General features: G+C 64.1%; 15 protein-coding genes. 3 read left to right on the top strand and 12 right to left on the bottom strand.

What is annotated here, in order from left to right; all coding sequences use genetic code 11:
- Window positions 1-738: a TetR family transcriptional regulator C-terminal domain-containing protein gene (locus FNJ47_RS21115; RefSeq protein WP_206685338.1), complete on the bottom strand. Its 738-nt coding sequence runs from the start codon at window positions 736-738 to the stop codon at window positions 1-3.
- Between FNJ47_RS21115 and FNJ47_RS21110 the strand changes: the two genes are divergently transcribed.
- Together FNJ47_RS21110 and FNJ47_RS21105 are read left to right on the top strand one after the other, a co-directional pair.
- On the top strand, window positions 667-1518 hold the full coding sequence (locus FNJ47_RS21110; RefSeq protein WP_236000025.1) for an acyl-CoA thioesterase: 852 nt from the start codon (window positions 667-669) through the stop codon (window positions 1516-1518). The two genes, FNJ47_RS21115 and FNJ47_RS21110, sit on opposite strands and share 72 nt — an antisense overlap.
- Complete coding sequence (locus FNJ47_RS21105; protein ID WP_163156477.1) at window positions 1515-2171, top strand: TetR/AcrR family transcriptional regulator; 657 nt, start codon at window positions 1515-1517, stop codon at window positions 2169-2171. The genes FNJ47_RS21110 and FNJ47_RS21105 overlap by 4 nt, the downstream gene beginning before the upstream one ends.
- A 42-nt stretch (window positions 2172-2213) precedes the next feature.
- On the opposite strand, the gene FNJ47_RS21100 is transcribed toward FNJ47_RS21105, so the two are convergent.
- The 7 genes from FNJ47_RS21100 to FNJ47_RS21075 form a co-directional block, all read right to left on the bottom strand.
- A complete protein-coding gene (locus FNJ47_RS21100; RefSeq protein ID WP_163156476.1) occupies window positions 2214-2834 on the bottom strand; it encodes a glutathione S-transferase family protein in 621 nt (206 codons plus the stop codon).
- An 87-nt stretch (window positions 2835-2921) separates the two neighbouring features.
- On the bottom strand, window positions 2922-3386 hold the full coding sequence (locus FNJ47_RS21095; RefSeq protein ID WP_163156474.1) for a DUF3237 domain-containing protein: 465 nt from the start codon (window positions 3384-3386) through the stop codon (window positions 2922-2924).
- Between the two features lie 30 nt (window positions 3387-3416).
- Complete coding sequence (locus FNJ47_RS21090; RefSeq protein ID WP_430649401.1) at window positions 3417-4634, bottom strand: ABC transporter substrate-binding protein; 1218 nt, start codon at window positions 4632-4634, stop codon at window positions 3417-3419.
- Window positions 4635-4653: 19 nt separating this feature from the next.
- On the bottom strand, window positions 4654-5640 hold the full coding sequence (locus FNJ47_RS21085) for a zinc-binding dehydrogenase (RefSeq protein WP_163156470.1): 987 nt from the start codon (window positions 5638-5640) through the stop codon (window positions 4654-4656).
- Window positions 5637-5765, bottom strand: a complete 129-nt coding sequence (locus tag FNJ47_RS53270) for a hypothetical protein (RefSeq protein WP_283811274.1) — start codon at window positions 5763-5765, stop codon at window positions 5637-5639. Before FNJ47_RS53270 ends, FNJ47_RS21085 begins: the two co-directional genes overlap by 4 nt.
- A gap of 239 nt (window positions 5766-6004) precedes the next feature.
- Window positions 6005-6763: an SDR family NAD(P)-dependent oxidoreductase gene (locus FNJ47_RS21080; protein ID WP_163156468.1), complete on the bottom strand. Its 759-nt coding sequence runs from the start codon at window positions 6761-6763 to the stop codon at window positions 6005-6007.
- A complete protein-coding gene (locus FNJ47_RS21075) occupies window positions 6756-7874 on the bottom strand; it encodes an alkene reductase (protein ID WP_163156466.1) in 1119 nt (372 codons plus the stop codon). Before FNJ47_RS21075 ends, FNJ47_RS21080 begins: the two co-directional genes overlap by 8 nt.
- 151 nt (window positions 7875-8025) lie before the next feature.
- Between FNJ47_RS21075 and FNJ47_RS21070 the strand changes: the two genes are divergently transcribed.
- The gene (locus FNJ47_RS21070; protein WP_163156464.1) at window positions 8026-9021 is read left to right on the top strand and encodes an NADP-dependent oxidoreductase; all 996 of its coding nucleotides are present in this window, start codon (window positions 8026-8028) and stop codon (window positions 9019-9021) included.
- Window positions 9022-9503: 482 nt separating this feature from the next.
- Here FNJ47_RS21070 and FNJ47_RS21065 read toward each other — a convergent pair whose 3' ends face one another.
- The 4 genes from FNJ47_RS21065 to FNJ47_RS21050 form a co-directional block, all read right to left on the bottom strand.
- The gene (locus tag FNJ47_RS21065) at window positions 9504-10226 is read right to left on the bottom strand and encodes an alpha/beta fold hydrolase (RefSeq protein WP_163156462.1); all 723 of its coding nucleotides are present in this window, start codon (window positions 10224-10226) and stop codon (window positions 9504-9506) included.
- Between the two features lie 180 nt (window positions 10227-10406).
- The gene (locus FNJ47_RS21060; RefSeq protein WP_163156460.1) at window positions 10407-11399 is read right to left on the bottom strand and encodes an AraC-like ligand-binding domain-containing protein; all 993 of its coding nucleotides are present in this window, start codon (window positions 11397-11399) and stop codon (window positions 10407-10409) included.
- 118 nt (window positions 11400-11517) lie between these two features.
- Entirely contained in the window at window positions 11518-11676 is a 159-nt protein-coding gene (locus FNJ47_RS21055) for a hypothetical protein (protein ID WP_163156456.1), read from the bottom strand.
- Window positions 11677-11784: 108 nt separating this feature from the next.
- A partial coding sequence (locus FNJ47_RS21050) for an amidase family protein (RefSeq protein WP_163156458.1) occupies window positions 11785-13033 on the bottom strand: 1249 nt, incomplete at its 5' end.

Raw genomic sequence — 13033 nt, 5'->3', positions numbered from 1 at the left:
CTAGCCCGTGATGCGATCGAAGGCCGCGAGCGCGCGCACGCGGCAGCCGCGCTCGCCAAGCAGCCGAAGTGAAGTCTGGAAGGCGAGCGCGGCGCCGATCAGCTCGAACGCAACCTGCTCCGGATCGGCGCGCCGCGCGATCTCCCTCTTTTCCATGGCGATCGCGATAGCGGACGCGAGCCCGACGCGCCACTGGCGCTGTGATTTCGCCAGTATGTCGCGGATCGCACCCGGCCGATCATCGAACTCCTGGACGAAGGTCACGAACGGGCAGCCGCCCGCCTCGTGCTCGCCTGCGATCCAATCCAGATAGTTTTCGAACAGCGCCCGCACCCTCGGCAGTCCCGCAGGCTTTTTCAACGCGGGCTCGACGACGAGCCGCATGTAGCGACCGACCGCTTCTTCCAGCACGGCGAGCTGCAACGCCTCCTTCGATTTGAAGTGAGCGAACAGCCCCGATTTCGACAGGCCGACATCCTCGGCGAGATTGCCGAGCGACACGCCCTCCAGACCCAACCTCACCGATTGGTTCAGCGCGGTGTCCACGATCATCTGCCGGGTTGACGGGCCCTTCTTCATGACCGAATAATAGCACGATCGGTCGTATTGTAAAGCCCCGACTTGGTTATAGCGTGAAGAGGCAAGGCGAGCGGATGAGGATGCGCGATGGACTCGGTTTTTGAGGAGGCTACGCGGCTGAGGCGCGCGCCGGGCGGCCGGCTGCAAGCGGATGTGCACGAGGCCTTCCTGACTGGAGGCGGCGCCTTTGGTGGCTGGATACTGGCAGTCGCAACGCGAGCGTTACGCGGCGCTGCTGAGGCCGGCATGGTCCCCAAGACGCTCAACGCCGAATTCCTTGCGGCCGCGCCTTCCGGCGCAAGCGTGATCATCGCGGTCAGTGCGCTGCGCACGGCGGCGGCCTCGGAATGCCACCGCGCCCGCTTGCATCTGGCCGACGGCACGCCGGTCGCTGAAGCCACGATGCTGCTGTCGCGCCCGCGCGATGATCCATCGTTCACGGTGCGCACGATGCCCTGTGCGCCCTCACCCGTTGAGCTACAAGCGCTGGATCGGAGCTTGTTTCCCGGGACGTGGGTCGCATCCCACGACATGCGGCACGCGCTTGGCGCGCCTGGTGCTGACGGCGACGGCACGAGCCGTGTGTGGACGCGATTGCTCGGCGACGACGCGATGGACTTCGAGCGGCTCGCCGCCCTCACCGACGCATCGATTGCCCGCAGCTATTATCGTCCCGCGCCGCGGCCGGCGATCGCCACCGTCAGCATTTCCAATCACTACCACTGCACGGCGGAAACGCTCGCAGCCATTGGCGGACAGCACGTGCTGATCGAGGCCTCCACCACGATCGGCACACACGGATATTTCGATCAGGATTCGCGGATCTGGGCGCCAGACGGAACGCTGCTGGCGACATCCCGCCAGCTTGTGCGCGCCAGATATCCATCTCGCTCACGCTCGGAGGACGCCGATCCATACAGCGCTGCTGGCGCCACATGACCGCTCGCCGCACCTCACCCGCGCCGGAGATCGACGCCGCTCCGCGACGGCAGCGAGGCCGCCCCCGGCGATACGACGCGGATGCCGCACGCCGGGCCATCGCGGCGCAATTTCGGTCGGCCGGCTATGAGGCGACGTCGCTCGACGACATCAGCGCCGTCACCGGAATGCGGCGACCAAGCCTCTATCTGGCATTCGGCGACAAGCAGGCGATGTATCTGGCCTGTCTGAAAGACTACAACGCCACCGTCGAGATCGCCTTGGCCGAAGAGCTCGGCCGCTCGGCACCGCTCGGTGAGGTGCTGCGGAGCCTGTTTCGCCGGCTGCTCTCGATCTACCGCCCGAGCACCGGCGCCAAGGGATGCCTGGCATTGGCGGCCTGGTTCGAGGCGTCTAGCGCCGGCATGATCATCAAGGATGAAATCCTCCACGCGCGAAGGCGTCTGGAGCAGGCGTTGCTTCATCGTATCGAGCTGGCTTGCGCCGACAGCGACCTTCAGGCCGGCGTGTCGCCGGCCACCGCGCTGAGGCTCGTCATCGCAACGCTCGACATGGTCGCAATCCAGTCGCGTGGCGATCTGCGGACAGAGAGCATCGCCAGCAATGCCGACATGCTCGTTGCGTTGATTTGCGCAGCGAGCCCCACGGCTTGAACATCCCCCACGATGCCGGCGGGAGACCAAACCACCATGCCGTTACGCCGAAGGATCGGCGGGGCGCGTGAGCTCGAAAGAGCTCCGCCGGCAAAGTGACCGGTACCAGGACGTCACGACCGGGAAATCGGTCCAGCCGTGATCCCCGAACCTGAATTCGACATAGCCAAGCAAGCAGCCGAGGGTGATATGGCTGATGTCGAGCGGCCCGTCGAGCTGATCGCCGTGATCGTTGAACCACGCAAGCCCGGACCTGATCTTGTCCCATTGATCGTCGACCCATGCCGGCCACCTGAGCTCCGGCGGACGAAGACCGGTCTCGTAGCGAACCGCGATGACGGCGTCGCACATGCCCTGGGCCAGCGCGTCGTTGGTCAGGACACGCCAGCGGTCGCTGGCGGTGGGCGGTGGAAGCAGATTCCCACCCGCGAGCGCATTGAGATAGTCGCAGATGACCGCGGAGCCGTGAATGATCTTGCCGTCATCGGCAACCAATGCCGGAACCTGGCGCAGCGGATTGACCGCGTCGGCATAGGTCCTGTTGGCGAGCCCCGGCACCACCTTCGCATATTCGAGCGTGATGCGGTCCGACAGGCCGAGTTCGATCGCAGCGACCCGGACCTTGCGTGCGAATGGCGACTGCGGCGCATAGTAGAGCTTCATCGTTCCCTCGCGTGATGTAGCAGCACAGCCCCTTGTAGCGACCGGTACGATATGACCAGGCACCCACCGCCGGCGCGGACGGCCCGCTCAGCCCTGCGGCCAGTCGGGGCGGACCTCGTAGAAATCATACGTGAGACTGCGCGTCGCGAGATCCATCACACCGACGCCGACCGCCTGGATCCGGTTGATCCAGGCGTATCGGGCATCGCCGGTCTCGAACCGGGGCGCCACCACCAGCCGGAATTTTCCGGGCGCCGCGGCGAAGTCGATCCGTCCGTTGTACTGGACGAAGACGATCGCCTGGTCGTCCGTTTCGAGCACGAGGCGGACATCCGGCGTCCCGAATTGTCCGCCCGGCGCGATCGTCAGCCAGTCGGCCGCCGTCGCTCCCTTCAGCGTCGCCCGAAACCGTTCGCCGGTGCATTGCATCGACAACACCTCGACGATCGCCCGCGTTCCCGACGGCCCCTCAGGGATCGGGACCCGTTCGGCCAGCCTTGCCGCTGCCGAGCAGAGATGGACGAGGCCTGGCGGCGGTATGAGATCGGTCATGGCGATGAATCCCTCGATCGATTGCGGTGCTCAGTTCGCGCCGCTCTGAATGTCGCCGAAACCTTCCCAGCTCTTGCCGTTGAAGCGGATCAACTGCATGTCCTCGATCGGCTTGTAGTCCGTGGGACTGGTCGTGACCTTGATGCCGGGGATCACCATGCCGAGCTGCAATCCGTCGAGGTTGGTTGCCTGCCGCAGCAGGTTCGCGCGCGTCAGATCATCGCCGCAGCGGCGCAGCACCTCGACGATGGCCTGCGCGACGTTGTAGCCATAGACGTTGAACAGGTCCTGCGGGTCGCTTTCCGGGTAATACTGCCGCATGAAACGCTGGAATTCACGCATCCCATCATCGTCAGCCCATTCGGGATCTGCGGGATCTTTCTGATAGCGCGCAGAGATCAATCCGGTCGCGTTGTCGAGACCTGAGGGCTTCAGCACGCCGGCGACCGAATTGGAGATATTGGTGAGGATGTGGAGCGGCTTCCAATCCGACGCGCCGGCTTTTCGAATAGCCTGCGCCGCGAATTTTGGCGAGGAGACGTTGAGCAGGACGTTCGCGCCGGAAGCCCACAGGATCGTCAGCTCGGACTCGATGGTCGGCTCGGCAACCTCGTAAGGCACCTGCTTGACGATCAGCCGGTCCGCCGCCTCGCCAAGGCCGGCGCGGAAGCCGGCTAGATAATCCTTGCCGAGATCGTCGTTCTGATAGAGCACCCCGATCTTCGCATCTTTCACGGTGGCGAGGACATAGCGGGCGTAGATGAACGCCTCGCTGCGGTAGCTGGGCAGCCAGCCCATGGTCCAGGGATAGGTCTTCGGATCGCCGATCTTGCTGGCGCCGGTCGCGACGAAGAGTTGCGGCACCTTCTTGGCATTGAGATAGCGTTGGGTCGCGGCGTTGGTCGCCGTGCCGAGCGAATTGAAGATGAACAACACCTCGTCCTGCTCGACGAGTTTTCGGGTCTGCTCGACCGTCTTGGGCGGACTGTAGGCATCGTCGAGCGAGATCAGGTTGATGCGGCGTCCGTTGACACCGCCGCGCTCGTTGATCATCCGGAAATAGGCGAGCTCGGCCTTCGCCCCGGTGCTGAACATCGAGGCCGGCCCGCTGTAAGGATAGGTCTGCCCGATCTTGATCTCGGTATCGGAGGCGCCGGTATCGTATTGCGGCGCCGCACGTACAGGCGTGCAGCAGAGCAGCCCGAGTGCGAGCGCCGAGATGAGCATCTTGCCTGCGGTCGTCATGATTCCCCCCACTGCTTCTGTCTCAGGCCGCGTGACGCGTTCCGAACCTGAGCAGGATCTTGCCCTCGCCCTTTTGCGCGTGTGCGATGGCGGCGGCGAAATCCTCCACGGCATAGTCGACGGCGACCTCCGAGCGGATCGTCCCCTGCCGCGTCATCTCGACCAGCGATTGCAATCGCTCGGCGACGATCTCCGGTGCGGTGCGCGTGAGCCAATCCACCAGCCAGAAGCCGCGCAGATTGATGTCGCGAAAGATCATTTCGGTTGGCGATAGCGAAAACGGCTGGTTGCTGACCCCGGCGTAGCTGGTCAGCGTGCCGCCCTTGGCGAGGCAGGCCACAAGCTGCGCGGTCGATTCGCCGGCGACGCCATCAAATGCAGCGTCGATGGCGACAGCACCGGCCTCCGCAGCGAGGCGCTGCTTGAGATTGGGACCTTCGAGCAGCACGATGTCGGCGCCGATCGACTTCAGCTTCGGGATCAGTTCCTGCCGGCGGACGAGGTTGACGCTGCGCAGGCCCTTCGCGCGCGCAATCATGATGACGGCGCGGCCGACGCCGGAATTGGCCGCGTTCTGGATGAAGCATCGCCCGGGCGTGAGCCTGCTTTCGTCGAGCATCAGCATCGCGGTCAGCGGATTGACCGAAACCAGCGCAAGCTGGTCGTCGGGGACGTCAGGCGGACAGGCAAACAGCCCGGTTGCGGGAATCTTGATCTGCTCGGCCCAGCACGGATAGCGATTGGGGACGAGAACGCGATCGCCGCGCTTCAGCGCAACGCCGTCGCCGGCCTGCAGCACCCGTCCGACACCCTCGCCGCCGAGCACGGCCGGCAGCTTGGGGCGTACGCCGTAGAAGCCCCGAGCAAGTAGCAGGTCGGCGGGATGAATCGGCGCCAGCGTCATGGCGATGATCACCTCCCCCGGTCCGGGACGATCCGGCGGCGCGACGTCGACCAGGTCGATGACCTCACCTGGTCGCCCATATTTGCTGATCTGGATAGTCTTCACGGAACCACTCCTCCTGTGCTGTCGACGATCGAACGCTGAAGGATCGGCTCGGCGGCGAAGCGTTCGCGCAGTTGCGACTTGATCACCTTGCCATTGCCGTTGCGCGGCAGCGCGGTTGCGAACATCACCGCGTCCGGACGCCACCAGCTCGGAACCTTGTCGTCGAACGGCGAACACCCAGTTCGAGCAGCGCCTTCGCCAGCCGATTGACTCGGCCCCACACCTCGCCGTAGCTGTGCCGGTGCCGGCCCCCGCCATGGCACGACACGATTTTCCGTGTCGCGACGCCGCGAGCGCAAGAAGCGACGGAATCGTGAGCGGCAGATGCATCATGTTTCCGTTCACGGTCATCTCCGACGCAACGCTAGTGGAAGACCAGGCCGCCATCGACGACGACGGTCTGGCCGGTCACGAAATCGCTACCCGGACCGATGAGGAACAGGAGCGCGCCGATCAGGTCGGATGCCACTGCCTCTCGCTTGATGCAGCGCTGCTCGATCTGTCGCGCGGCCCGTTCACTCCCGAGCACCGGGTGATTGCGCACGGCAGCGCTCATGACGAGGCCGGGAGCGAGGCAATTGGCGCGGATGCCGAAATCACCGAGCTCGCGCGCCGACGCCCTGGTCAACCCGATGACCGCACCTTTCGACGCGATGTAGTGCGACATGTTCACAGCACCGTTGAAAAACGTGCTCGATGCCATGTTGACGATCTTGCCGTACTTGCGCGCCTTCATCACCGGCAGCACCGCCCTCGTCGACACGAACGCGCTGCCCGCATTCGTGGTCATCACCATCGACCACTCGTCGGCGCTGATCTGGTCGAGCGGCTTCATCGCGAGATCGGCGACGATACCGGCATTGTTGACCAGGATATCGATCTTGCCGAACCGCGCGATCGCAAGATCGACCACCGCGCTCATGTCGGCTTCGCGCGTGGCGTCGGCCCGCGCGCCGATCGCATCGTTCCCGCGGCCGGCGAGTTCGGCTACCAGTTCGTCCGGTTCACGCTTGTCGACGACCACGATTTTCGCACCGGCGGTAGCCATGGCGCGGGCAAACTCGGCCCCCAGCCCCTGCGCTCCGCCGGTGATCAGGGCAACCCGGCCGGCAAGCTCAGACATGGACGAGCTCGCCGCTCAACGGCGCATAATCCGTATATCCCTTGGCACCGCCGCCGTAGAACGTGCTGCGATCATAGGGCTGGAGCGCGGCCCCCAGCTTCAGTCGCTGCGGCAGGTCCGGATTGGCAACGAAGAAGCGGCCAAACGCGACCGCGTCGGCTTCGCCGGCGGCGATGACCCGATTGGCCGCGGTCTCGGAGAATCCGCCGGCCACGATGCAGGGTCCGACGAACTGCCGCCTGAACAGCGCCGATGCCGATGGCGCATCCGCTGCGAGCGCATCGCTCCGCGTCACCAGGCTCGCGCGCGGCTCGATGAGATGGAGATAGCCGATGCCGCGCCGGCTGAGTTGCTGGACGACATGGCCGAAGATCGCTTCAGGGTTGCTGTCGGCGATGTCGCCATAAGCGCCGAACGGCGACAGCCTGACGCCGACGCGCTCGCGCCCCCACACGCCGATCACCGCGTCCGTCACCTCGAGCAGCAGGCGCGCCCGATTTTCGACGCTGTCGCCATATCCATCCTCTCGACAATTGGTCCGATCCTGCAAGAACTGATCGAGCAGATAGCCATTGGCGCCGTGCACCTCGACGCCATCGAACCCGGCGGCGACCGCGTTGCGGGCCGCGCGTCGGTAGTCATCGACCACATCCCAGATCTCATGCAGTTGAAGCGCCCGCGGCGTCTCGAACGGAAGCGGCCTGAAGTCCGGCCCAAGCGCGTTGCCCGCCGGCCTGATCGCCGACGGCGCGACCGGCGCTTGGCCAAACGGCTGATGCAGCGAATGCGATATTCGCCCGACGTGCCAAAGCTGCAGGAAGATGAAGCCGCCGCCGGCATGCACGGCATCGGTGACGTCCCGCCAGGCACGCACCTGCGCGCGATCGTGGATTCCCGGTGTGTCGGGAAAGCCTTTGCCCACGGCTGAGATCTGCGTCGCCTCGGAAATCAGGAAGCCACCCACGCTTGAACGTTGGGCGTAGTAAGTCTGGTTGAGCGCGGTCGGCACGCCGCCGGGGCCTGCCCGCATTCGCGTGAGCGGGGCCATGACGACGCGGTGCGACAAGCGCAGGTCACCGATAGCAAGCGGATCGTGGAGCGAGTTTGGCATGAATTGACTTCGCTGTTGTCGGCGACGCGCGCTTTCGTCTTCCGCGTCCGCCGTCGTGTTCGTTCGTGAAAATATGACCGGTCGTCTTGATCTTGTCAATCACGCCCGGTTACAAGACGACTGGTCATATCTTCAACAGGAGGCCGATCCGATGAACAGTAATCGCCGCATTCTTCTGAAGCAGCGTCCGCAGGGCATGCCGACCCCCGATGACTTCGCGATCGTTGAAGCTCCCGTGCCGGCGCTCGGGGCTGACGAAGTCCTGGTCAGAAACCGCTTTCTTTCACTGGATCCCTACATGCGCGGACAGATGGACGGCGGCAAATCCTACATCCAGGCGATCGAGATCGGCGACGTCATGAACGGCCATACCGTGGGCGAAGTCGTCGAATCGAAAAACGCCGCGTTTGCTCCCGGTGATCTGGTTTGGGGGCCCGGGCACTGGCAGGAATATGCAGTCCTGAAGTCTCCGCCTCTGCGGAAGATCACTGGCTCGCACAGCCCGTCGGCCTGGCTTGGCCCGATGGGACTGCCGGGCTGGACCGCTTATGTCGGCCTGTTCGATCTCGGCGCGCCGAAGCCGGGAGAGACCATCGTGGTTTCGTCGGCGACCGGCGCGGTTGGCGCGCTGGTCGGGCAACTCGCAAAGCGATACGGCCTGCGTACCGTGGGCATCGCGGGCGGCGAAGCGAAGTGCAGATATGCGGTGGACGAACTAGGCTATGACGTCTGCGTCGACTACAAGTCATCAGACTTTCCCGCGGCGCTCGCCGCAGCGTGCCCTACGGGCGTCGACATCGATTTCGAGAACGTCGGCGGCGCCATCCTCGATGCGGTGTGGCCACTGCTCAACTCACACGCGCGTGTCATAATCTGCGGCCTGATGGCCCAATACAATCTCAAGACAAAATATCCCGGACCCGAGCTGACGCACCTGCTCAAGTCGCGCCTGACGATCCGTGGCTTCATCATCTCGGACTATGCCGGGCGATTTCCCGAAGCGATCGCACAGATGTCGGCACGGCTCGCCAGCGGTGAAATCAAGATCCGCGAGGACATCACTGACGGCATCGAAAATGCGCCCAGCGCATTCATCGGCATGCTGCAGGGACGAAACTTTGGCAAGACGATCGTAAGGATCGGCTAGACCATGGCCACGACGGTGGGGAGAGGCCCAGCCCCTCCCCACTCCAATCGCCGCGCGACCGTCCTAGGGCCGCGACTTGATCATAATGTCGATCGACCGTCGCATCGCCGGCTCCATGCCGCGACGTCACTTGGCCGCATCGGCCTTCTGAGAGGTCAAAGCGACTAAAAAATCAACAAAACAATAAAGCTCGATCCGGATTGACTACCTTTGTCGCTGTTTGTTCACGAGGTTTCGGTGGTTAATCGGTGGTTGGCTCGGAGACACTTCGGACCAACAGCCAGAGGCACCGCGCCCTGGTTTCTTTCATGACCCGGGACCGAAGCTCGGCAAATTTCGCGCCGTCTCTTCGTGGTGGACAATAGTCCTGGTGGGGTCGCTCCCTTGCGTCCTCGCATCGTTCAACCCGAGAAATAACAGGACCGGAGGCCCTGGCTATCGACGGAGAAAGCCGGGCCGTCGTCCTCCGCAAACCATCAACGTCAATCGCGTCCGGCTTCGATGAACTTCCTTGCCGTAAGTTCGGGGTTCGTCAGGAGGACCTCGTGGCTGCCCTCCATGCCAATGAGCCGGAAGACGCCTAGCCGGTTGGAAAGACGTGGATGTCGGCCCCACTCTCCTTGTGTAATGTCGTTGTCCTCGTTCGGCGCCAAGTAGCTGAACGCGGGGGGCACCTTGTCCCAGCCGCTCATGTCCGCTTTGTCCGTGAACGCGCCGAACGGCTGCGGCCTCAGGACGTCGTAGATCTGCCGTGCATGTTCCGTTGTCCCGTCGTTGAAGAAGGCGTCGCGCCATACCGGAAACGGCAGAACTACGGATCCGTCCTTCCGTTCCGCGGCGCTGGCCCTGAGGGCGTCGTGCAGATGCGGCGGGATCTCGTCCACGAGTGCGCGGCCTTGAGCAGGGACAAAGGCGGCGAAATAGACGAGCCGGCGAACGCGCTCGGGCAGTTCGATCGCGATGCGCGAAATCAGGTAGCCGCCCCAACTATGTCCGACGAGCACATAGTCACGGAGGTCGCGACTCTTGATGTACTCGATGATCGGGGCGGAAGCACCGCGGAGATCGACATGCTTGTCGTCGTTCGCTCCGAGTCCACCCGCGGTCGGCGTGTGCACCTCATGTCCGGCCTGCTCGAGATGGCTCCGGACGGAATTCCACAGTTCTCCGTAGTGCCAGGCTCCGTGCACCAGAACGAAACGCATTTTTCTCTCCTTCCGTCGGCATGATGGCATTGGAACGGTGTCAACCCGGACCGCAGCCAATCTTATGAAAGAGAAGGTCCGGCGCTATCGGCCGGGCGAAGCCGACCATCGGAAAAGTGCATATCGAGCGTCGAGGTCCGGGCTTGACGCCCCCGGGGTCGACAGAAGCGTGGGCGCGGATCAGCGCTTCGCGAGTACGTCGGAGGGGCGCTTGCCGAAGCGCGCCCTGTACTGTGTCGCGAATTCGCCGAGATGAACAAATCCACACTGCATGGCGACGTCCGTGACGTTCAGCGTCCCCGGCTCGGCGCTCGACAGGACCGCGTGAACCATGTCCAGTCGCTCCGACCGCAGCCATCGCCCCGGCGGCGATCCCACATAGCGTTGGAATCCCGCTTGGAGGCCGCGGAGACTCATGCCGCTCTGTCGAGCCACCTCGCTGAGGCAAACCGGCTCGGAGAGATGGTCCCGCATGTAGTCCATCGCACGTCGTATCCGCGCCGGAGGCGGCTGCCGGGGCTCGGCATGGATCGCGGCGCTGAAATTGTTCGCCTGGCTGAGCAGAAGGGACTCGATCACCAACTCTTCGAATTGATCAAACAGCCGAGGATGGTTCTTCGTCGCGCCAAGCAGCGCGAGGTTCGCCGCGGTCTCGAGCAGGCCGGTCCAAAACGCGGGCGTTTCTCCGAGCGACAGTTTGAAATGCACGGCCTGGGGCCTCACGGAACCGACGAGACTGGCGCAGACGGCCTCTACGCGACGACGATCGAGCCTCACGATGATCTGGTCGAATGCTCCGTTGATCTCGAAGCGGAAAACGCGATGAGCACTTGCGACCGCGCCGCACTTGGGCCGGACCTCCGCGGCATCAGAACCGTAACTGAAGCGCGCCTTGCCGGCGACGGGGAGAGTGACGAGGAAATTGTCCTCCTCCGGGACCGCGGGCGCGACCGTGACGTCGCAGCCGTAGCGCAGTCGACTGACCGAAAAAGGGCCCAACGGAAGATGATCCAAATGCGTCGAAAGCTTCGCGCGCTTTTCCGCAATGGTCAGACGGTGCGGGCGGAGCGCCCGCGCGCAGGCGTCGACGACTTCGTCCTTATCGCTGCTCGAAACGAGACGATGCTGCGCTCCGAAGAGGCGGTCAGCGACTTGCAAATCGCCTGCAGTCATACCCACACCCGGCTCTGTTCAGATACTAAGCGGCGGCCGGATGTATTCTGGTCATGCGGCGCCGACCTTGCAAGGGCGCCCGTCTCCCACCCCACCCAAGATGCGCGAACACGGCGCGCTAAGGCGCGTAGACGGTTCGAAAGCCGCCCCAATGGCAGCCCTTGCCCCGGATCGGAACGTCGATCTCGCGCATCATGACGGTCTGGCCGTCGCGAATGTCCCGCGCAGGGCTCTGGATCAGCGAAGACCGCTCGCCTCGCGGGGCTGCACATGCCACGTCATCCCTTCCAAATTGCGGCTGTTGCCGAATTCCGGGCCATGATGGTTGGCTGACTCATCGTCAATTAGGTGCGAGTCTGTGCTCGCACCTGGATAGCAATCCCGGTCACAACAGTGCCTCGATGCAGGAAGCGATCTCCAGCAGGCGCCGGTCGGCATTCCTGCGGCCGATCAGCATCAGGCCGACGGGCAGGCCGTCGACCGGCAACGGCATCGAGATCGACGGGCAATCGAGCATGTTGGCGATGCGGGGATTGCGAAGCACCAGTCCGTTGAATTTGTGGAACGCGCCATCCTCCTCCAGCGCCGACAGTAGCGGCGCACGGATTGGCGTCGTTGGCAGAATGAAAATCTCATCATTGCCGAAGGACTGTTCAATAGCCTGGATTGCGGCGTGCCGGAGCCGCACCATCCGCACATAATCGACGGCGAGGATGCCGGCGCCCGCCTCGATACGAACCCGGGTTTTCGGATCGACCCCATCCAGGCTCGATACCCCGAGACTGCGCAGCGTAGCCCCGACCTCGATCGACGGAAAAGTGCCGATCCTGTCGACCTCGGCAATGCGATCGAGAGCAGGTTCGATCGATCCATCTTCGATCTGCAAACCACCTGATCGAAGCCGCTCTATGGCATCCTCGAATGCGCCAAGTATTTCCGGCTCGCAGCCGTCAAACAGGCGTCCGCGAGCGACCGTGAGACGAAAGGTGTATGGAAAGGCAACCTGCGGCCGCGGCACCACGTCTCCACCCGACAGCACCTGATCGGCGACGAAGCAGTCCGCCACGCTCGAGGCAATCGGCCCAATGGTATCGAGGCTGGACGACAACGAGAACGCGCCGGCGGTCGGCACGAACCCGCTGGTCGGCTTGAAGCCGGTTGCGCCCGACAGCGCCGCCGGAATTCGGATCGACCCTCCCGTGTCGCTGCCAATGGCGATTTCCGCCATGCCGTCGATCACTGAGACGACAGCGCCCGATGACGACCCTCCGGGAGCGCGGCGGCGGTCCCGGGGGTTGCCCGGCACCCCATCGTTCGGATTCGTGCCCAGCGCGGAAAACGCAAACTCGGTCATCTGGGTCTTGCCGATGATCACGGCTCCCGCCGCACGCAAGCGCTTCACGACCAGAGCGTCTTCGGCGGCAGGGGGCAAGGCGCGTAACACAGCGGACCCCGAGCTCGTTACGGAGCCTGCGACGTCGAAGAGTGCCTTGACCGAGACAATGCGGCCATCGAGCGGGCCGCGTGTGGTCCCGGCGACAGCGCGCCGATCGGCAGCTTCAGCCTCGCAGCGGGCACTCTCCGCAAACAAGGCGGTGAAGGTATCCTCTGCGCCCGGTGAGTTCGCGCGCTCG

This window comes from Bradyrhizobium uaiense, from assembly GCF_010811875.1.
Taxonomy (GTDB): Bacteria; Pseudomonadota; Alphaproteobacteria; order Rhizobiales; family Xanthobacteraceae; genus Bradyrhizobium; species Bradyrhizobium uaiense.
The sequence above is the reverse complement of the archived record's forward strand: the minus strand, read 5'-3'. Positions and strand labels throughout refer to the sequence as shown.

Bases quoted from the DNA above. Each gene is read 5' to 3' on its own strand.
- FNJ47_RS53270 (WP_283811274.1), bottom strand. From the start codon at position 5,765: ATGTTCGCAACCGCGCTGCCGCGCAACGGCAATGGCAAGGTGATCAAG.
- FNJ47_RS21095 (WP_163156474.1), bottom strand. From the start codon at position 3,386: ATGACCGATCTCATACCGCCGCCAGGCCTCGTCCATCTCTGCTCGGCA.
- FNJ47_RS21100 (WP_163156476.1), bottom strand. From the start codon at position 2,834: ATGAAGCTCTACTATGCGCCGCAGTCGCCATTCGCACGCAAGGTCCGG.
- FNJ47_RS21060 (WP_163156460.1), bottom strand. From the start codon at position 11,399: ATGACTGCAGGCGATTTGCAAGTCGCTGACCGCCTCTTCGGAGCGCAG.
- FNJ47_RS21070 (WP_163156464.1), top strand. From the start codon at position 8,026: ATGAACAGTAATCGCCGCATTCTTCTGAAGCAGCGTCCGCAGGGCATG.
- FNJ47_RS21075 (WP_163156466.1), bottom strand. From the start codon at position 7,874: ATGCCAAACTCGCTCCACGATCCGCTTGCTATCGGTGACCTGCGCTTG.
- FNJ47_RS21105 (WP_163156477.1), top strand. From the start codon at position 1,515: ATGACCGCTCGCCGCACCTCACCCGCGCCGGAGATCGACGCCGCTCCG.
- FNJ47_RS21110 (WP_236000025.1), top strand. From the start codon at position 667: ATGGACTCGGTTTTTGAGGAGGCTACGCGGCTGAGGCGCGCGCCGGGC.
- FNJ47_RS21080 (WP_163156468.1), bottom strand. From the start codon at position 6,763: ATGTCTGAGCTTGCCGGCCGGGTTGCCCTGATCACCGGCGGAGCGCAG.
- FNJ47_RS21065 (WP_163156462.1), bottom strand. From the start codon at position 10,226: ATGCGTTTCGTTCTGGTGCACGGAGCCTGGCACTACGGAGAACTGTGG.